The 17,522-nt window shown below is 59.8% G+C and carries 18 protein-coding genes; 2 read left to right on the plus strand and 16 right to left on the minus strand.

Annotated features, from left to right (window positions below; all coding sequences use genetic code 11):
- Window positions 1-22 precede the first annotated feature (22 nt).
- The 10 genes from HZ994_17115 to HZ994_17160 all read right to left on the minus strand — a co-directional run bounded on the left by HZ994_17115 (window position 23) and on the right by HZ994_17160 (window position 10,578).
- The gene (locus tag HZ994_17115) at window positions 23-2,425 is read right to left on the minus strand and encodes a HEAT repeat domain-containing protein (protein ID QTN33963.1); all 2,403 of its coding nucleotides are present in this window, start codon (window positions 2,423-2,425) and stop codon (window positions 23-25) included.
- A gap of 48 nt (window positions 2,426-2,473) precedes the next feature.
- Entirely contained in the window at window positions 2,474-3,961 is a 1,488-nt protein-coding gene (locus HZ994_17120; GenBank protein QTN33964.1) for a hypothetical protein, read from the minus strand.
- Complete coding sequence (locus tag HZ994_17125) at window positions 3,945-6,299, minus strand: c-type cytochrome (protein QTN33965.1); 2,355 nt, start codon at window positions 6,297-6,299, stop codon at window positions 3,945-3,947. Before HZ994_17125 ends, HZ994_17120 begins: the two co-directional genes overlap by 17 nt.
- Window positions 6,300-6,450: 151 nt before the next feature.
- Window positions 6,451-6,963 (minus strand): hypothetical protein, encoded by a 513-nt coding sequence (locus tag HZ994_17130; protein ID QTN33966.1) that lies wholly within the window; start codon window positions 6,961-6,963, stop codon window positions 6,451-6,453.
- A gap of 25 nt (window positions 6,964-6,988) precedes the next feature.
- Window positions 6,989-7,804: a hypothetical protein gene (locus HZ994_17135; GenBank protein ID QTN33967.1), complete on the minus strand. Its 816-nt coding sequence runs from the start codon at window positions 7,802-7,804 to the stop codon at window positions 6,989-6,991.
- Window positions 7,805-8,339: 535 nt separating this feature from the next.
- Window positions 8,340-8,579 (minus strand): hypothetical protein, encoded by a 240-nt coding sequence (locus HZ994_17140; GenBank protein ID QTN33968.1) that lies wholly within the window; start codon window positions 8,577-8,579, stop codon window positions 8,340-8,342.
- Window positions 8,580-8,785: 206 nt separating this feature from the next.
- Window positions 8,786-9,016 carry a CopG family transcriptional regulator gene (locus HZ994_17145; GenBank protein QTN33969.1) on the minus strand — a complete coding sequence of 77 codons (231 nt, stop codon included), beginning with the start codon at window positions 9,014-9,016 and terminating at the stop codon, window positions 8,786-8,788.
- 68 nt (window positions 9,017-9,084) lie between these two features.
- Window positions 9,085-9,264 (minus strand): hypothetical protein, encoded by a 180-nt coding sequence (locus HZ994_17150; protein QTN33970.1) that lies wholly within the window; start codon window positions 9,262-9,264, stop codon window positions 9,085-9,087.
- Between the two features lie 104 nt (window positions 9,265-9,368).
- Window positions 9,369-9,974 (minus strand): PEP-CTERM sorting domain-containing protein, encoded by a 606-nt coding sequence (locus HZ994_17155; protein ID QTN33971.1) that lies wholly within the window; start codon window positions 9,972-9,974, stop codon window positions 9,369-9,371.
- A 424-nt stretch (window positions 9,975-10,398) separates the two neighbouring features.
- Window positions 10,399-10,578, minus strand: coding sequence for a hypothetical protein (locus tag HZ994_17160; protein QTN33972.1), 180 nt, complete (start codon window positions 10,576-10,578; stop codon window positions 10,399-10,401).
- Between the two features lie 93 nt (window positions 10,579-10,671).
- On the opposite strand from HZ994_17160, the gene HZ994_17165 reads away from it, so the two are divergent.
- Both HZ994_17165 and HZ994_17170 read left to right on the plus strand, forming a co-directional pair.
- Window positions 10,672-10,905, plus strand: coding sequence for a hypothetical protein (locus HZ994_17165; protein ID QTN33973.1), 234 nt, complete (start codon window positions 10,672-10,674; stop codon window positions 10,903-10,905).
- Window positions 10,902-11,360 carry a type II toxin-antitoxin system VapC family toxin gene (locus HZ994_17170; protein QTN33974.1) on the plus strand — a complete coding sequence of 153 codons (459 nt, stop codon included), beginning with the start codon at window positions 10,902-10,904 and terminating at the stop codon, window positions 11,358-11,360. The genes HZ994_17165 and HZ994_17170 overlap by 4 nt, the downstream gene beginning before the upstream one ends.
- Here HZ994_17170 and HZ994_17175 read toward each other — a convergent pair.
- The 6 genes from HZ994_17175 to HZ994_17200 form a co-directional block, all read right to left on the minus strand.
- Window positions 11,299-12,585, minus strand: a complete 1,287-nt coding sequence (locus HZ994_17175; protein ID QTN33975.1) for a dihydroorotase — start codon at window positions 12,583-12,585, stop codon at window positions 11,299-11,301. The genes HZ994_17170 and HZ994_17175 overlap by 62 nt on opposite strands.
- A gap of 317 nt (window positions 12,586-12,902) precedes the next feature.
- Window positions 12,903-13,658, minus strand: coding sequence for a PEP-CTERM sorting domain-containing protein (locus tag HZ994_17180; protein ID QTN33976.1), 756 nt, complete (start codon window positions 13,656-13,658; stop codon window positions 12,903-12,905).
- Between the two features lie 84 nt (window positions 13,659-13,742).
- Entirely contained in the window at window positions 13,743-14,117 is a 375-nt protein-coding gene (locus tag HZ994_17185; protein ID QTN33977.1) for an aspartate 1-decarboxylase, read from the minus strand.
- A gap of 42 nt (window positions 14,118-14,159) precedes the next feature.
- Window positions 14,160-14,873: a 16S rRNA (uracil(1498)-N(3))-methyltransferase gene (locus HZ994_17190; GenBank protein ID QTN33978.1), complete on the minus strand. Its 714-nt coding sequence runs from the start codon at window positions 14,871-14,873 to the stop codon at window positions 14,160-14,162.
- 63 nt (window positions 14,874-14,936) lie between these two features.
- Window positions 14,937-15,500 (minus strand): aminodeoxychorismate/anthranilate synthase component II, encoded by a 564-nt coding sequence (locus HZ994_17195; protein ID QTN33979.1) that lies wholly within the window; start codon window positions 15,498-15,500, stop codon window positions 14,937-14,939.
- A gap of 72 nt (window positions 15,501-15,572) precedes the next feature.
- Window positions 15,573-17,501, minus strand: coding sequence for a tetratricopeptide repeat protein (locus tag HZ994_17200; GenBank protein ID QTN33980.1), 1,929 nt, complete (start codon window positions 17,499-17,501; stop codon window positions 15,573-15,575).
- Window positions 17,502-17,522 lie beyond the last annotated feature (21 nt).

The raw sequence follows: 17,522 nt of genomic DNA on the forward strand, positions 1-17,522 counted from the left end.
GGTTCTGGGAAAATGGTGTGGGTCAATTTGTGGCCTGGATACGTGTGAGTTTCGGGAGGTCGGTGGATGCGTTGATGGTCTTGATTGCATCACGGAGGTTCTCCGCTTTCTGCAAGCTGAGGTGTTTTGGGAAACCCCTTTCGCCCGCTGCGAATGTGGCGGCGGTCTTTTCAAGATCGGGAACCACCTTTTTCGCATGCGCCCCGTAGCTGAGGAGAATTTTCAGGATTTCCGGGGTGCGCTTTTCGCTGGCCCAAGGGTTCTGGAGGCTGATGTAATCGGCGCAGGCCCGGATGCCTTCCTCGGCGCGGTGGGCGCTGAGGATCTGGAGTCCTTCCATGCGGATCTGGTCTGCGAACATGATCCCGCTGGGGGCGGGGTGGACGACGGCATTGAGGACGGCGGGGAGCAGGGGTTCGATTTCCGAATGGCTGAGTTTCCTGTACACCGAGCCGATGCTGCCGCGCGCGCGTCCATCCTCGTTTTTCAATCCTGCGGTGACCGCCCGGAAGAGGAGATCCTTGTCGACCCCCTCGAGCGAAGCCTGCCGGAGCATTGTCCCGAAAACGGCGAAGCTGAGGTAGCGCTGCTCCATGCCGCGCGGATCCTCCTTGGTGGGGCCAACGGCGAGCATGGTGAGGAGATCCGGCAGGGTTGCCATGGCCGGTTGGCCGATGGCCGCCAAGGCTTCCGCGGCCTCGACGCGCAGCCACATGTCCTTTTCCTTGAGGAGGTTGCGCAGTGCGGGAAGGGCGGGAGCGGCATCGCCGCCAAGTTTGGTGAGAGCCTCGCAGGCACCGTAGCGTGTTTCCAGCGAGGTGGAGCCGAGCAATGCGATGAGTGCGGGGACCGTGGCTTTCCTGTCCTTGCGGCGGGCGATGGCCATGGCGGCGCGGTTGCGGACGACGGGAGACCAGCTGCCGAGGCACTCGAGGAGTTCATCGCCCGCGAGTGCATCGTAAGCAGCGAAGCGGTTCTTGTTGGACCAGCCCTTGCCATCGTTGATGATGGAGGCGGCTTCCTTGGGATCGAGCTGGGGCACTATGGACGGGCGTTTTCCGGTCAGGACGGTTTTTTTCAGGGGCATGGCGTAGGCCAGGAGGTAGGCACCGGTGGCATCCCAGCCGCGGGTGCTATCGCCGTCCTTTTCCGGCGGACCCTGGTGAGGGAATGCTCCATCCCAGCGGCGTGCGAGATCGAAGGACCAGGCGCCGAATTCCTTCATCCATGCGCCGGTGGCGTGTGGGCCGGACTGGACGATGCCGGGGACGGCCCAGGTCATGTTCCAGAAGTTCCCGGTGTGGCCGGTATCGCGCTCGTTGCCATGGCAGGCGAGGGACATCCTGGAGAAATACTCGGCTCCGGCGGTTTCATCGAGGATGTTGAAAAGGACGGCGGCCATGCCGTTCTTGCCGTTGTCATCGTGGTTTTCCATCCATGGGGCGTGGTCGCCGTAGGGGATGGAGCCCTTGCCGACGTAGAAGCGCAGGAGTTTCATGCTGCGCTCGATGGCCATGGAGATTTCCGGGTCATTTACTCCGGCCTTGCGGGCGAGGACAAGGGAGGTGGTGAGGGGGACGCCGGGTGCGTTCATCATTCCGTAGCCGACGAGGCGGCCGTCCCCACCGGCGAACTTGTGGCCCCATGAGCCGACGATGCTCTGGCCGGTTGCGGCCTCCATGGCGAGGCGGCGGAGGCCGGGTTTTACGGAATCGTCTCCGGTGGCCATGTGGTATTCCGCGAGGAGGGTTATGACATACCCGTAGTACCAGGTGGCCATGCCTTCATCGGAAAACCCGGCGGCCCATTCCGCTTCCCTTTTTACGAGGGGGAGGTGCTGCGGGTTTCCGCCGGCGAGGAGTGCGAGGGCGTTGAGGGAGCGGGTGATGGGGCTTTGGCGCTCGTAGCCCGGCTCACCCATGCGTTCTGCGAGCGCGGTGCAGCCTTGTTTCAGGATGAGGGCGGACTTGGGGCAATCGAAAGGCGCGGTGGCGGAGTATGCGCCGAGGACGGGGAGCTTGAGGCTGACGGTTTGCTCCTTGCCCGCCTTCCAGGCGATGAGGGAGAGCTCACCGCTTTTCTCCTCGGCTGCGGTGAGCGCCTTGCCGAACTCCGTGCGCGGATCGTAGGAAAACTTTTTCCCGGCGACACCGAGGATCACATCGCCGACTGCGAGGATGCCGTCCGCCGGGGAGCCCTTGTCCACGATGGTGATGGAGATTTGGCGCGCGTCCGAGGTTTCGAGTTTATCGCTGAACATCCAGCCGCGCATGCCGGTGGCGCCGAGCGTCCAATCATGGCGCGCGCCTTCCGGGATGGGATCGCCTTTCGTGAAATCCGGGTTCGGCATTGCGCCCCTTGGGCCTGCCGCGTGGCAGGGGATGATGAGGAGGGCGGAGAGAAAGGCGGGCAGAATGCGGATCATGTCGGTAACTGTTCGTGGAATTTCATGGGTATCTTACAAACTGCGAGATCACTGCGGTATTTCGTTCACCGTGTAGAATGCGAAGTTGTGGAGGAGAGGCTCGCCGTCGAGATCGCGGAGGGGATCGAGGTGGAACTCGTGGACGTGGCCTTTTGTGACGCCATCGACGCGGAGGGTGGCGCTGAGACCGTCTTCCGAGAGTTCGACCGCAGTGACCTCGGGAACGGTCTGCTCGATCTCCGGGCCGCCGTATCCGGCATGGTAGCGGTGGGTGAAGGTGGCCATGCGATATGACTGATGAAGGGAGCCTGTCTTCGGGTCGACGGGCTTGGTGAAGTTCAGGCAAAAGCCATCCGGGGTGATCTTGATTTCCTTGATCTCGAAGGGCATTTTACCGGTCCATTCGAGGCGTTCCAGGGCGTAGGGCTTGAGGCCGCGCACCGGCCAGCCGCGGTTCGTGCCGCCGCAGACGAGGTTTCCCTCCGGGGTGAAATGGACGTTGAGCAGGCCGGTGGAAAGCTCTTCGCGGAAAGGGTAGCAGGCACCCTGCCAGACGCCGTTGACCTGCTCCGTGGTGGCCCGCATGACGAGGGAGAGGGTGTAGTCACCGAGGAAAATCTGATCCTCGAACGGGCCGAATTTTCCCTTCGTCCGGTTGATCTCAAAGCCGCTGATCGAGCGGCCCATGCGGATGTAGGGGAAGATCACGGCATAGGGGACGAGTTCCTTGACCCGCTCCTTTTCAGTGACGATGCGGGAGCCGGATTCCGGCTGGACGGGGGCGGGCCCCATGTTGGGGGCGAAGTCGTACCAGTTGAAGCTGATGGGATGGCCCATGAAGCCGCCTTGCTTGAGGAACTTGAGGCTGCATGCGCTGTTCCACGGCCCCTGGCTCTCGATGTAGAAGAGCGCGCCGTGCTCGTTGAAACCGATCCCGCCCGGGCTGCGCAGGCCGCTGGCGATGGGTGTGGTCTTTCCATCGGGGGAAATTTTCAGCGCCCATCCCCGGAAAAGTTCCTGGGAGTGGTAGGAGCTGGAGAGTCCGAGGGCGACGTAGAGGTTCCCGGCGGGATCGAACTTGGAGCCGAAGGCGTATTCGTGGTAGGTGCCGTAGCCCCATGCGTCGGAGACGGTGTCGTAGCGGTCCGCCTTGCCATCGCCGTCGGTGTCGGTGACTTTCGTCAGCTCGGCGCTGTGGGTGACGAAAAGCGAGCCGTCCTTCCAGGCGAGGCCGAAGATTTCATCGAGGCCGGTGGCGAAGAGCATGTATTCGGGGCGGGGGTTGGGCGCGTCGATGCCGGAGACGAAGAACACATCGCCATGGCGGGTGCCGATGGCGGTGCGGCCATCCGGGAGGGCGGCGAATGCTCCGGCCTCGATGACGAGATTTTCCGGGATGGGGAGATTGGTAAGGCGGTAGTATTCCCGCTCGCGCTCGGCGGTGCCCCAGCGCTCGCCGACTTCCTCGGCGATTGAGAGGCATGGGAGCAGGCAAATGGCGGCGGCGAGTGCAGAGCGTTTAGCGGAGAGGTGCATAATCAAGGGTGAGTTTGGAAGTCCCGGCGGGGAGGGCGATGGTCACGATAGCTTCGCCAGCTGATGATTTGCTTTCAGCGATCGACGCACCTTCCTTGCTTTGTAAGAAAGTCAGGGAGATGTCCTCGTTTTTGAAGATGTTGCCGGCTCTCGTCTCAATGTTTCCTGTCAGGGCTCGGAAATGGATCGAAGTGGCCTTCTTTGTTGTGAATGTCAGGTTCCGGCGAAGGACGGTTTTTGAGTCAATGCTGAGCGTGTGGGAGGCATCCTCGATGGATACTTCCCCGGATTTGTAGCGGAAAGTCGGGATGCCGTTCTCGCCGATCGAATAGCCCTTGAAAGCGTAGCCGTGCTGGCGTGGGTAGAGCGGATCCGGGTTGACGGGATTTTCCTTGGATCTGATCGGGGCGAGCGGCCAGGGATCCTTCGGCTCGGTGAGGAACGCGACATCCTGCGGGAGCTGGATCGCCTTTTCCAGGGGTGTGAAATTTCCGGAACCCTGGCCGTTCCAGCCGACCCTGACAAATTTCCCCGTCCAGATTGCGGAGAGTGCGCCGGTCTGGGCGTTGAAGGCGTAGTTCAGTCCGCCGGGAAAGCCCACGGCGATGCCGCGGTATCCGGCGACCTGGCTTCGTCCGCGGTAGGTTACCGCCGTGTCGCCGACGGTGATTTCAGGCTCCTCGACGCGCAGCCCGGAGGGGTCGCGGGCGGAGCGGCCGAGCGAGAAATTGTGCCACAGTGCGGCGATCTGGGCCTCGGTGTCACCGCCGAGAATGTCCGCGCGCAGCGCTTTCCCGTCCGGCCAGAAGGAGGGCATGATGATGCCGGGGCGAAACTTCGCGGGGTTGAGCATGAACTCGTTGTACCAACCCGGCTGGAGGCGCTGGTAGGAGGTCATGATATCAAGCCCCTTCATGCCGGGGGATTCCTTGCCGTTGTAGTTGTGGCAGGCGATGCAGTTGAGCCCCTTGTCTCCTAGCAGTTCCGTGGCGGCGTCGCGAACGTTCCTGTCCTCGGCCTGCGGGATGGGAGGGAAATCGAACGGCTCCCGTTGGTCAACATCGTGGAGTTGGCCGGGCAGGCCATCGAGCGCCTCGGTGCCGTACTGGGGCATCCTTGTTTTCATGTAGGGGCGCACGCGCTCGGCCTCGTAGAGCACCTTGTTCATCCAATCCGGGCGCAGTTTCCAACCGACATCGGTGAGGGTGGGGGGGATGCGGGATTCGTTGCCGAGCGCTTCCTCGGTGGAGTGGAAATAGGAATCGAGATCCGGCGAGACCCCGCCGTAATCGTCGCGCTGGTGGCAGGAAATGCAGTTGAGCGCGGTCAGCCGCATTTTGACCGCATCGGCGGTTTTCGGGGCGCTGGGTTTTGTGGCGAGGGCTTTGCGGATGGCAGTGCGCTGTATGGCGCTGAGCTGGTAATCGGGGGCGCTGCCGGGCTTTTCCGAAAGGCATCCGGCATTCAGATCCATGGCGGCAAACGGCTTGGATGAGGCGAGGGCTGGCTTGTTGCCCTCCACCGCATGGCAGGAATCGCAGCGCAGTTCGGTGAAGGCCTTCTTACCTGCGGCGATGCGATCCTCCCCGCCTTCCGGGGCGGCGGGTTTTTGAGCTTCGTTCCCGATGAGGAACGCGGCGAGAAGCTCCGCCTCCTGGCGGCTGAGCTTCATGTCCGGCATCCGCCCGTCCGGCCTGACCTTGAGCGGATCCTGAAGGAAATCGGCCAAGCCGCCGGGACGGTATTTCGCGCCGACGTGGCCGAGTCCAACCGCGCCCTTGAGTGGCTCCGCGCCAGCCTTTTCGAGCGGGGAATGGCAGGCGACGCAGCCAGCCTCATGATAAAGCTCCGAGCCGCTGCCATCCTGCGGCGCAGGCCCGGGATCGGGGGTGGGTTCGGATTTCCCGAGTGAAAGCAGGTAGGCGGTGACCGATGCGGCGATTTCCTTCCGCTCCGGTTCCGGAAGGCCGCCGAGAAGATCCGGCATGGCCGTTGCGGGATCGTTTGAATGGGGGTTCTCGATGAATTTCCTGATGAAATCCGGGTTCAGGCGCGAGCCGACCTCGGAGAGATCCGGAGCGGAAAGGGGAGCGGACGGTGAGCTGCCCTCGTGGCAGGCGGCGCAGCGCAGTTCCGTGATGAGGACGGCTCCTTGTTGTGCCTCATCGAGAGGATGCTTCGCATGGAAGCCGGGGATGACGGGGGAGGCGCCAAGAGCCGTGATTCCCGCATACAGGGCAAGCACAATGGGATAGGTTTGCCTGAATGGACTGGGAGGGAAAAGGTCGGTCACAGGCAGGACATTATGCATTTTCCGTGTCGTTTCCAGAACGAACATGAATGACAGGAGAAACCGGGAGTCATGGGTGGCTGGCTGCAGAGCGTGGGGGGAGGGCGCGCGCCATGGCTGCCGAACGGGCGGTAACAGGGGTTGGTTCCGATGAGTGTGCCGGAATCCAAGCACTGAGGAGGATGTTGCCCCGTGATGCTCAGCGGCTTATCCGGAGGTGGGAGGCGCTGGCTTCCTCGCCGATGAGATTGTTGCCCTGATAGACCCGGACGGCCCAGCCGGAGTATTTTTCGCCGGAGGCGGGGATGGTCTTGTAGCGGACGGGAGGCCTTTTCTTGGTGCCCGGCTTTTTCTTGGTCTCGATCCTGACCTCGTATTCGCGGGTGTGGGTGAATTTCTCGGTGGCAGATGCAAGGGATGCCGTGTGGTTGGGGCCGATGGTGACGGTGCGTGTGGAATTGCGTTCGATGGTATCGTTTCCGGGGAGTTTTTTCGCGAAAAACACGGTTACGACCTTTAGTTCGCCTACGACCGATGTTGCGGCGCGGAGGTCGATGGCGAGCTTGTAGCCGACCGTCTCGGTGCGCTCGCGTTTCGCGTCGTTGCGGATTGTCTCAAGCGTGGGGCTGACGGAAACCAGGCGTGCATTGCTTTCCGCAGAAAGCGCGGGCCATGCGGGAAGAAGGAGCAGGGCGGCGAGTAGGATTTTCATTCGAAGAGGGGTGCAGGCCACTGATCTATTTGTATTCGATGGTGAATTTCTCGGCGGCGGGGTCTGCGCCCTCGTTGACAGACCAGGAGATGGAAAAGCCGTTCCAGACCGGACGATCGCCTTTGTCCTCGAAGTGGAGCTTCGACTTGGGGGAGGCGGTGAGGTTCCAGCGCAGTCCGCCGTATCCCTCGGTGCGGATCTCGGCGGAGACGAAGCCGTCCTTGGTCTTTTCGTGGAGGTTCATGGTGTCGAGGAAATCGAATTTGAGCTTTTCGCGGTTGGCGAGTTCGATGCGGATCTCGTCGCGCTTGGCTTTTTTCTCGAATGATTTCTGCTGCGAATCCTTGTCCCCTTGGTTGCTGTATTTGTAGGGGAGGAGATCGATGGAGATGGCGAGCCTGAGCGGATTGGTGAGGGTTCCTTTGTCTGTGATGCGGCCGGTCAGGGAGATGGCGCCCCGGTCTTCGCTGGCGGTGATCTCGAAGGTGGCGTCGCCGGTGGCCTTGCCGCGTATGGTCACCGGCTTGTCCGGGTCGATGGAGGCTGGGCTGTCGCTGGTGAAGGCGTCGTCAGCGATCATCTTGCGGACGGTGCTGCCATCAGGGAGGGTTTCGAAGATATCGAATTTCACCTTGACCGGATTGGTGACGGCGATGGGTGTGCCGTCGCGCTTGAGCGGTTCGATGAGGGCGTTACCCTTGGAGCTTATGCCGAAGCGGGCGGACTTGCTATCGTAGCCGAGGAAGGTTCCGAGCCACGGTTTTTCCTGGATCATGGGGAGATCAGCGTGGGAGGGAATGGCTGCGGCGAGGGAGATGATGGCGAGCAGTGGCGTTTTCATAATGTTACTCAAGGGTATCCGGGATGCTTCCGCAAGGAGGAAGCATCGATGGGCCAGCCATTGATGTCATCGCGCTACGATCTTTGATTCCGGTATGCTGCAATGAACATGAAGAGGCTGATACCAAAGAAAACGACGCCAACGCCGATGGTTTGGTTGCCAGTATAGACAGTGGTCACCGGGCTTGATCCATACCGTCCTATCCCTCCGGTGCTGGTGAGAGGTGTGGGTGAAAACACCGCGAGAATCCCTCCGAGGAAAAACATGAATCCCAGGGCCAGGAGACTTGGGATCCCGTCCTTGATCTTGCAGCGGCGAAAAAGCTTTGTTCTTCGTTTCCGCTCTGCAGGTAGCACTGGCCGCCTATGTAATTTTTTTGCCATGGGTTCTGCGGCTCATCGCTCCAATAGCACTTGATCCCCCAGCACCACCAGATCCACGCACCCGCTGAGCGTCCTTTCAAGAAACGGTGTGTTCTGGGATTTCGATTTCATGAAGTCCTTGGTGAAGGTGCTGGTGGCCATGCTTTTTTGGCTCAGGTGCTTGCGATGGAAATGAGCTCCAAGGAGTTTTTCCCCGATTTGATCGCAGCGGGATTGATGCGGCGGTCAAATGTGGCCAAGCTCGCATTGTTTGCGACAGCTACGGCGAGCAAATACAGATCGGCAACACTTGAGGGCGTGAGGTGCTTGGGCTCCAACAGGATGCTGTCATCGAGCAGGCTGGCATCATTCCCGCAGCGCCCCATCTCCATCTCAGCCACGAATTGTATCATGGCTACACGGGTTGCCCCAGTCGTTCCGAAACAGTTGGGATAATGGGGCTGGCTGGCGATGCGAATCACGCCATTCTCCACATGCGGACAAATCAGGAATCCAGCGGACGATTGTTTCTCAAGCCAACGATGTGCGTCCTGGTGATGGACGTGCCTCTGGTCGAGCAGGGCAAGAATGGTGTTGATGTCCGGAAGGAAAATCTTTTTCACGGCTCGTCGTAGAGAAGCTGTTCGATGATTTCCGGAGTCACTTCTCCAGATCCTTCCCTAACTGGAAAAAGGGTGATGCCGTTGCGACTGGGACGGGGCGGATCCGATGGTGCAAGACCTTTGCGGAAAATGGCGGAAACTACCTCACCGACAGGCTTTTTCTGCCGAACTGCAAGGGATTTGGCGATCGCCAGGACGTCGTCGTCGAGATTCAGGGTGGTTCTCATGGACGGAAGCATCACGCATCACGCATCAGATGTCAATGCGCAGGGATCTGATGTGCAGGCCCTACTTGCTACCTTTCCAGCAAGATCTCATCCCCCAGTATCACCAGATCCACGCGCCCGCTGAGCGTCTTTTCGAGGAAGGGGGTGTTCTGGGATTTCGATTTCATGAAGTCCTTGGTGAAGGTGCTGGTGGCCTCGGTGTTGAAGAGGGTGAGGTTGGCGGGTTGGCCTTCGGCGATAGTTTCCATACGATCGAGGAAGATTCCGCGTTTATTGAGAAATCTTGACGCAAAAGCGCCCCGAATCCTGAAATGATGCGAGGCGCTCGGCGATTCGTCGGTTGATTCCCATGCTAATTGCGCCGGCGGCGCAGGAGTCCCAGAACACCAAGCGCGGCAAGAAGTGCAACAGAAGGTTCGGGAACTGCGGTGACAACGATCGTGCCGCCAAAGTCCTGGTAGTTGGCTCCAAGGGCGGCTAAGCTGGTGCCCGTATATGTGCCTTCGGCTACGGCTCCGTTGACAAAATCGACCAATTTCCCTTGCGTGAAAGTCAGGGTTTGGCCGTTTTGCACCTTCAGGCTGGAAGCCGCTGTGGTCAGGTCGAGTCCACCGGTGAAAGTGTAATCGATTCCAAAAGCAATCCCCATGTCCTGGGTGACTCTGATATCGCCGGTGTAGGACAAGAGATTGGTGAATGTGACGACCCGTGTCCCGCCGTTGCCGAAAATGAGAATATCGCCAACTCCTGTCAAAGTACCCTGCAGCGTGAGATTTCGTCCGGAAAACCCGGATTGGAATGACGCTCCGTTGGAGTTGATGATGAACTGGGTGGCGATCATACTCGCGCTGGTCGCGGCGTTGGGGCCAAGGTTCAACGTGCCGCCGTCAAAGGTGATCGGTCCGTTGACTTGGGAAAAGTTAGGAGGAGGGGTGGTAGCGGTCTCCTGCGTCTTCATGAGCAAAGTTGTACCCGTAGGGATTTTGAGCGAGCCGCCAAGGAATATCGAGTTGCCCGTTCCTGACCCACCCCGAATCAACCCGGCAGTTCCTCCGGATCCGACAGCTGGGTTTAACTCATAATCATTTCCTGATGTAGGAGCGGTTCCTCCCCATGAAGCTGCGGCGTTCCAATCACCGTTAGCAGCGGATTGGACTATCGTTACCGCATTCGCGGAGGATAGGCCAACGCCGAGCAAGGCGCTTGCGAAGATACTCATTCGATTAGTTCTTTTCATTGTTAGTTGTTTGATTGATTTTTTTTATCAAAGGCGGGAACAATATTTTTCCAACGTTTGTCAAAATAACAAATCATTTTCCGTGCCATCGCAAGGAGTTTTTTGGGAATCGATATTCCTATTTTTGAGAGGTTCTGCTCGGTTGCTAGCGCTCCAAGATTAACTCATCCTCCAGCACCACCAGATCTACGCGCCCGCTGAGGGTCTTTTCGAGGAAGGGGGTGTTCTGGGATTTCGATTTCATGAAGTCCTTGGTGAAGGTGCTGGTGGCCTCGGTGTTGAAGAGGGTGAGGTTGGCGGGTTGGTCATCTTCGGCGGTCGGCATCTCCAAGCTTATGTGGTTGCTAGCAAATATCACAATACCACGCTACGTCTTTCGCATCGTTGACAATCCCGCCTTATGTGGGATTATCCCACCATGAAAGTGCTCACGGTTGATTCAAAACGCCGCCTCGTGCTCCCCGGAGCCACTCCCGGCGAATGTTACGCTGTCCGTCAATCCGGCTCCGGGCACTACGAGCTGGCCAAAGTCATCCCGGCACCGAAAAAGCGGAGAGCAAAACCTGCGGAGATCGATGCCTTGCTCGCTTCCTTCGCGCTCACCCCCAGCATGGGCTCACAACAACTCCGCACCCTCACCCGCGAGCCTTGATCCTGCTGGATACCAACGTGCTGATTGATGGGTTCGATCACTCAGCGCCACTGAACGGGTGGGCTTCCGGCCTGATCCGCAGCGGTCTGCTCGGTGATGGCGTCGCGGTGAATCCTGTGATTCTCGCCGAGCTTTGTGTCGGCGATCTGGTTCCTGAAACCGTCTCAGAACGACTCGAAGCCCTCGGGATCGTCATTTTGGATCTCCCGGCCGTCGCGAGTCTCCGCTGCTCCCACGCTTATGCGGCCTACCTGCGGAACCGCCGCAAACAGGATACGCCCGAAGCTCCGAAGATCCCGCTCCCGGATTTTTTCATCGGGGCGCACGCGTCCATATTGGATCTTCCGCTGGCCACCTCGGATGTCAGCCGATACCAGACTTACTTTCCGGAAATCAAACTTCTCTCTCCAGCAGGATCTCATCCCCCAGAACCACCAGATCCACGCGCCCGCTGAGCGTCTTTTCGAGGAAGGGGGTGTTCTGGGATTTCGATTTCATGAAGTCCTTGGTGAAGGTGCTGGTGGCCTCGGTGTTGAAGAGGGTGAGGTTCGCGGGCTGGCCTTCGGCGATGGTCGGCACTTCCAGCGACATGAGGCGGCGGGGCTCGGCGGAGTATTTTTTGACGAGGGTGTCCCAGCCAAATTTCCCGGGTTTGATGAAGTGGTGGTAGAGGGAGACGACCGCGGTATCGAGGCCGGTGATACCGTTCGGCGCGGAGACGAAATCCTGGGCTTTCTCGAAGGGGGTGTGCGGTGCGTGGTCGGTGGCGATCAGATCAAACGTGCCGTCGAGCAATCCCTCTAACAGGGCTTCGTTGTCCGCCTTCGTCCGCAGCGGCGGGTTCATCTTGTAGTGGGTGTCGAAGTCGCCGATGTGCTCGTCGGTGAAGAGGAGATGGTGGGGCGAGACCTCGGCGGTGACCTTTACATCGCCGCGTGATTTCCACCAGCGGATGGTTTCCATACCCATCTTCGAGGAAACATGCTGGATGTGGATGTGAGCGCCGGTGGCGTGGGCGAGGCGGATATCGCGGTCGATGATGATTTCCTCCGCGCAGGCAGGGGAGCCGCTGATGCCGAGCTTGTAGGAAACCGCACCATCATTGAGTGCACGCGGGCCGGCGAGCTCCGGAACCTCACAGTGTGAGGCGAAGAACATGCCGAACTCGGAGGCGTATTGCATGGCGCGGTAGAGGATGGAGGAGTTGAGCGTGGTGTCGCCATCGTCGGTGAGCATTTTCACGCCTGCCTCGCGCATCCCGTCGATGGCGGCGAGCTCTTTGCCTTCGCGGCCTTTGGTGACACAGCCGGAGGTGAAAATCGGGATGCGGGAATTGCGTTTCCCGGATTCAAGGATCGTCCTGACAGATGCGCCCGAGTCGAGGGCGGGGGAGGTGTTCGGCATCATCACGATCCCGGTGATCCCGCCATTGATCGCCGCCTCGGAGCCGGAGGCGATGTTTTCCTTCTGCTCCTGGCCCGGCTCGCGGAAATGGACGTGTGCATCGAAGAAGCCGGGGCAGAGGACGCCGCCCTTGCAGTCGATGGTGCGGCAGTCATTTGGTGCGGTGATGCCTTTTGTGATTTTCCGGATGATCCCATCCTGGATCAACACATCGGCGGAGAGGAGATCCGGGGATGATTCCGAGGCGATGCGGGCATTTTGCAGGAGCAGGCTCATGCCGGCGATGCTAAGATTCCAAGCGGAAAGCTCAAACCCCAAAAATGAAATCGGCAGACATCGAGGGGGGGATGTCTGCCGACTTGTATCCTTTGGGGGGAATTTGTTTTTGGGGGGATGTCTGCTTGAGGGAAGTGGGGGAAGTCCTCTCGCTGACAAGAAGAGATTGGCACGGAATCGTCTCATCTGGGATTACGTGATCACGCCGTTTTCGAAGATTTCCGGGAAAAATCCGTAACGACAACAGATGATCAAAGGAAAACCCCGGACAATGAACTTGTCCGGGGTTTCTGAGAAACGAAAGAGGAGCAGCCGAATCAGGCCGCGCGTTTACGGCGCAGGGCAAGACCGAGGAATCCGAGTACGGAGATGGCGAGTGAGGTAGGCTCGGGCACGGGGGTGACGGTTCCGTTGATGGAGAGGTTGTCGATGCCAGCGTGGTTGCCAGTCTCGTCAGCGCCCCCGAGTTCACCAGCGTCGATTTGGAGGCGATAGGTTCCTGTCGCGCTGAGTGCCACCGCGGAAGCGAACGTAAGCGTTACGGGGGTCGAAACCCCGGGGGATGCGCCGTTGAACACATCTACTGCCGAGACTGTCCCTCCGGCGACGGGTGTGTTGGAGGGATCAAAGAGCGTGATTGTAAAGTCAGACCTGCGGTTTACGTTTTGTACGCCACTACCGTTGATCGCCCAATGATCAAAGGTCACATCCGTCAAACTCACGACGTTCCCGGCTGTCACGGTGAGATTGACAGAGGTTCTCCAAAAGGTGTTGCCGTTGCCGACATTCAGCGCGGGGGCGAACTGGTTCTGGTTGAAGGTGTTTGTGTTGAATAAGTTCTGGGTTGTGGCAGTGGCTGCTACAAAGGCGGACATCGAGCCAGGGTCATTGACACCATTAAGAGTCCAGCCCAGATTCGATGCGGTGTTGGTAACGATCGTCTGACCATTGAAATTTGTCGAGGCGATCACGGCTGCGCCTGCAGAACCGATAGAGAGAGCCTGCGACGTGGCGGCGATGATGAAAAACAATCTCACTGTCGTTATCATGGTGTCCACATTTGTCGCTTTCATGAGATGGCTCAATGAAAAAATCAATATTTTCGTGTAAGGATTATTCCGGGTTCAGCGTCTGACGAATCTGAACCGTAGAAAAATCTAACGATCCCGAAGGATCTCGTTGTTGTCGCCCATGAGGAGGTTCTTGGGCTTGATCGGCTCATCGGTGTATCCGAAGGCCATGATGGCGACGCGCTCGCCCTTTTTGATCAGGTGGGCGGCGCCGCCGTTGATGAGGATTTTGCCGGTGTTGGGAGGTCCCTCAAGGACGTAGGTTTCCAGACGGGCACCGGTGGTGATGGAGGCGACCAGCACCTTTTCCCCGGGCCAGAGATCGGCTGCGTCCATGAGATCGCGGGGGATTTCTATGCTACCCTCATACTCCACATCCGCCTCTGTGATGACCGCGCGGTGGAGCTTTGATTTCAGAACCTCGCGGAGAGGAGGTTTTTCTGAGATGATCTTCTTGAACATTTCGCGGGGAACGAACACCCCGGAGGGCGTGGGAGTCAAGTTTTAGATGTATTGGAAACGCAGTGCGGAAAGGCAGAACAGGGTGGCGGTTTCCACGCGCAGGACGAGATCGCCGAGGGTGACGGGGACAAACCCGGCGGCGAGCGCGGCCTGCGTTTCCTCCGGTGAGAAATCGCCTTCCGGGCCGATGAGCATGGTGACGGAGCCAAGCTCCGGGTGGGCGGCGAGTGTTTCTCGGAAATTCAGGGTGTTATCGGCGAGGGAGGCGATGAGCCTCAGTGCGGAGGAATCGTGCTGCGCCAACCACTCACCGAAGGGCAGGGGGTCTTCGATGATGGGGATGGTGAACTGAGCGCATTGCTTGCAGGCTTCCAGCGCGGTGCGCCTCCATTTCTCCGCTTTCTCATCCCCTGGCGAGACGATCGTGTGCCGGGTGACGATAGGCTGGATTCTTGAAACGCCGAGTTCGACGGCTTTCTGTACGATCCAATCCATGTTTTTCCCTTTTGGGATCGCTTGGGCGAGGGTGATTTCCGGGAGAGGGGGCTCCTTGGCCTGCGCGAGATCGAGCATCAGGTCGACCCGCTGCTTGGAAACGGAAAGCACCTTCGCCTCCGCGAAATTCCCGAGTCCATCGAAGACGGTGATCCATTGGCCCGGCTGGATGCGGAGGACTTGCGTGAGGTGCTTGGCCTCATCGCCGGAGAGGTGGGGAGTTTCCGTCCATTCGGAAGGAGGGAGGTAGGAGCGAGGCATGGACTCTCAAATTTCAATTTTCAACTCTCAAGGAAGAGGGGCGACCAAAGATCGCCCCCACATTCAGAGCCTGAGGAATGTTTCCAGCATCTGCTTTCCATGCTCGGTGAGGATGGACTCCGGGTGGAACTGGACGCCGTGGACGGGGTGTTCCTTGTGGCGGAGGCCCATGATCTCGTTTTCGGCGGTCCATGCGGTGATTTCCAGGCAGTCTGGGAGGGTCTCGCGTTTCACGATGAGGGAATGGTAGCGCGTGGCTTCGAAGGGATCGGGCAGGCCGGCGAAGACGCTGGTGCCGTTGTGGTGGATGGGCGAGGTCTTGCCGTGCATCAGCCTGTCGGCGCGGACGACATCGCCGCCATAGACCTGGCCGATGGACTGGTGGCCGAGGCAGACACCGAGTATGGGCGTTGTGGCTCCCATTTCCCGGATGAGATCGAGGGAGATGCCCGCCTCGTTCGGCGTGCAGGGGCCGGGGGAAATGCAGATCCGCTGCGGGGCGAGGGCTTTCACCTCGTTGACGGTGAGTGCGTCGTTGCGGAAGATTTTCATCTCCACGCCCAGCTCGCCGAAGTACTGGACGAGGTTGTAGGTGAATGAATCGTAGTTATCGAGAATGAGTAGCATCTGGGGGAAACCCTAAATTTCAAAATTCAAAGCTCAAGGAAGATGTAAGCGCTGTTTGGGACAGGTTTGCGCCTAGTGGCGTTCGAGGATGGTGACCAGTTTCCGCGATGCGGCGGAGTGCGGGGAGTCCTGACCGAGGGATTTCGTGAATCCGGCGAGAGCGCGCCTTGCGTATGCCAGGGCTTCGCCGGTATCGCCCTGATTGGCGAGGGCCAACGCCAGGTTGTGGCATGAGAGGGAGACATCATGGTGGTCGGAGCCTAGCAACCGTTCGCGTACGGTCAGTGCGGCGCGGATCTGCCGCACGGCCTCAGCGTTGTTGCCTTGGGAACGGAGTGCCTTGGCGAGGTTGTCGCGGCAGGAGAGGGTCTCTGGGTGCTCCGCGCCGAGGAGGCGCAGGCGGATGGCGAGGATGGCGCCGTATTGCTCGGCTGCCCCGGAAAAGTTGCGCTGTGCGCTGAGTGTTATCGCAAGGTTGTTGCGGCTGAAAAGCGTATCGGGATGTTCCTCTCCGAAGATGCGCTGGTTGATCGCGAGGACGGTGCGGTGTTGCTCTTCCGCATCGCTGTGATTGCCTTGGGAATTGAGTGTTGCGGCGAGGTTGTTGCGGCTTGTCAGGGTGCTCGGGTGCTCTTCGCCAAGGGTTCTCAGCCGGATGGCGAGGACGGCCCGGTGCATTTTCTCAGCCTCGGCGTGTTTTCCCTGGGAGTTGAGTGCGTTTGCGAGGTTGTTCGAGCTGCCGAGCGTGTCGGGATGCTCCGTTCCGAGATGTTTCTCGTAAACGGGGATGACCTGCGAGAGGGTTTGCTCCACGACGGGGTATTGCCCGTTGTATGTGAGGGCGTAGGCGAGCATGTGCTGGATGCGGGCCCATTCAAGGGGATCGCGCTCTAGGGAGGTGAGGGCGGCGGCTGCACGGTACAGCTCCACGGCGCGGGCGAACATGATTTGGGCGGTGGCGAATTGCGCGGCACCCTCGAGCGCCCGGATGCGGTAGGTGCGGAAATCGGAGGCGTCCCCGGCGGCGCCCTCCGTGTCCGTGCTGAGCCTGGACTCCTCCCTGAGGAAGAGTTCCTCGGCCTCGTCGAATTTGTTGAGAGCGTATGCGGCGGAAGCTCTCATGACGGGGCTGCTGCCCGTGCTGGTGTAGGTGTCGAGGGCGTAGCTCGGGAGGCTTTCTGCGAGCGTTCCGGGCGTTAGCCCGAGTTCGGCCTCAAGGAGAGAGTAGGCGCGGGCGCGGATCTCAGCGAGTGTGAGCCTCTCACCGGGTATGCGGGAACGGCTTTCGGCATCGGCAAGACCCAGCAAGACCTTCTCCATCCGGTTTGCAGGGGAGATGACACCGGCCGCACCATTGGCCAGGCCAGCCGGAGCGATCTCAGCTGTGGCATGTCGGGGCGCCGCGGTGTGGACGGGGTTACCGGATTTTCCCCGACTCAGGACACCCCATGCGGTGCCTGATATTGTTAAAACGGACAGGGCGGCGAGTGCTGCCGTCCGTCGCCGGTTTCGGCGCCTGAGACTGGAGAACTCCTCGCAGATCTTGCGGACGACGCTCTCCGTTGTTTGCGGGGAAGAGCTGGTTTGGAACAGGCCGCTGCGTTTCCCGATCCCGGCGCGGTAGCGTGCCTGCAGTTTTTGGAACTGCTCGGACTCGTAATGCCCGCCGTCCGTCGGGTGGGAAGCGTCGAGGATGATGTATCGCACCGGTTTTCCCTTGTTCTCTGCGTAAAGCGCTTCGTAGGCGGTGTAAGATATGGAGCCGAATTCCTCGTCATCTTCATCCGGGGCGGGGCCGTAGCTGTGCCCGATGATCTGGATGACCGAGTAACACCGATCAACCCGCTTGCGGATGGCCGCCTTCGCATCCCCCTCTGCCTCAGGCGGCTGATCCCGCCACTCGGGCTGGTAGCCGGATGCGCTTACGGTGTTGGCAGCGAGATATCTGGCGCATTGGAGCTCCCTGCCAACGGCGGAGATGAGGATGATTGGGCGGGGCACTTCAGGTTTTCGCTTTCAAGA

Source organism: Akkermansiaceae bacterium (assembly GCA_017798145.1).
In the GTDB taxonomy this organism is placed as follows: Bacteria; Verrucomicrobiota; Verrucomicrobiia; order Verrucomicrobiales; family Akkermansiaceae; genus Luteolibacter.

What these genes read in the sequence shown, in the direction of transcription:
- HZ994_17115 (QTN33963.1), bottom strand. Translation starts at nt 2,425, where the DNA reads ATGATCCGCATTCTGCCCGCCTTTCTCTCCGCCCTCCTCATCATCCCC.
- HZ994_17120 (QTN33964.1), bottom strand. Translation starts at nt 3,961, where the DNA reads ATGCACCTCTCCGCTAAACGCTCTGCACTCGCCGCCGCCATTTGCCTG.
- HZ994_17125 (QTN33965.1), bottom strand. Translation starts at nt 6,299, where the DNA reads ATGTTCGTTCTGGAAACGACACGGAAAATGCATAATGTCCTGCCTGTG.
- HZ994_17130 (QTN33966.1), bottom strand. Translation starts at nt 6,963, where the DNA reads ATGAAAATCCTACTCGCCGCCCTGCTCCTTCTTCCCGCATGGCCCGCG.
- HZ994_17135 (QTN33967.1), bottom strand. Translation starts at nt 7,804, where the DNA reads ATGAAAACGCCACTGCTCGCCATCATCTCCCTCGCCGCAGCCATTCCC.
- HZ994_17140 (QTN33968.1), bottom strand. Translation starts at nt 8,579, where the DNA reads ATGATACAATTCGTGGCTGAGATGGAGATGGGGCGCTGCGGGAATGAT.
- HZ994_17145 (QTN33969.1), bottom strand. Translation starts at nt 9,016, where the DNA reads ATGAGAACCACCCTGAATCTCGACGACGACGTCCTGGCGATCGCCAAA.
- HZ994_17150 (QTN33970.1), bottom strand. Translation starts at nt 9,264, where the DNA reads ATGGAAACTATCGCCGAAGGCCAACCCGCCAACCTCACCCTCTTCAAC.
- HZ994_17155 (QTN33971.1), bottom strand. Translation starts at nt 9,974, where the DNA reads ATGAAGACGCAGGAGACCGCTACCACCCCTCCTCCTAACTTTTCCCAA.
- HZ994_17160 (QTN33972.1), bottom strand. Translation starts at nt 10,578, where the DNA reads ATGCCGACCGCCGAAGATGACCAACCCGCCAACCTCACCCTCTTCAAC.
- HZ994_17165 (QTN33973.1), top strand. Translation starts at nt 10,672, where the DNA reads ATGAAAGTGCTCACGGTTGATTCAAAACGCCGCCTCGTGCTCCCCGGA.
- HZ994_17175 (QTN33975.1), bottom strand. Translation starts at nt 12,585, where the DNA reads ATGAGCCTGCTCCTGCAAAATGCCCGCATCGCCTCGGAATCATCCCCG.
- HZ994_17180 (QTN33976.1), bottom strand. Translation starts at nt 13,658, where the DNA reads ATGAAAGCGACAAATGTGGACACCATGATAACGACAGTGAGATTGTTT.
- HZ994_17185 (QTN33977.1), bottom strand. Translation starts at nt 14,117, where the DNA reads ATGTTCAAGAAGATCATCTCAGAAAAACCTCCTCTCCGCGAGGTTCTG.
- HZ994_17190 (QTN33978.1), bottom strand. Translation starts at nt 14,873, where the DNA reads ATGCCTCGCTCCTACCTCCCTCCTTCCGAATGGACGGAAACTCCCCAC.
- HZ994_17195 (QTN33979.1), bottom strand. Translation starts at nt 15,500, where the DNA reads ATGCTACTCATTCTCGATAACTACGATTCATTCACCTACAACCTCGTC.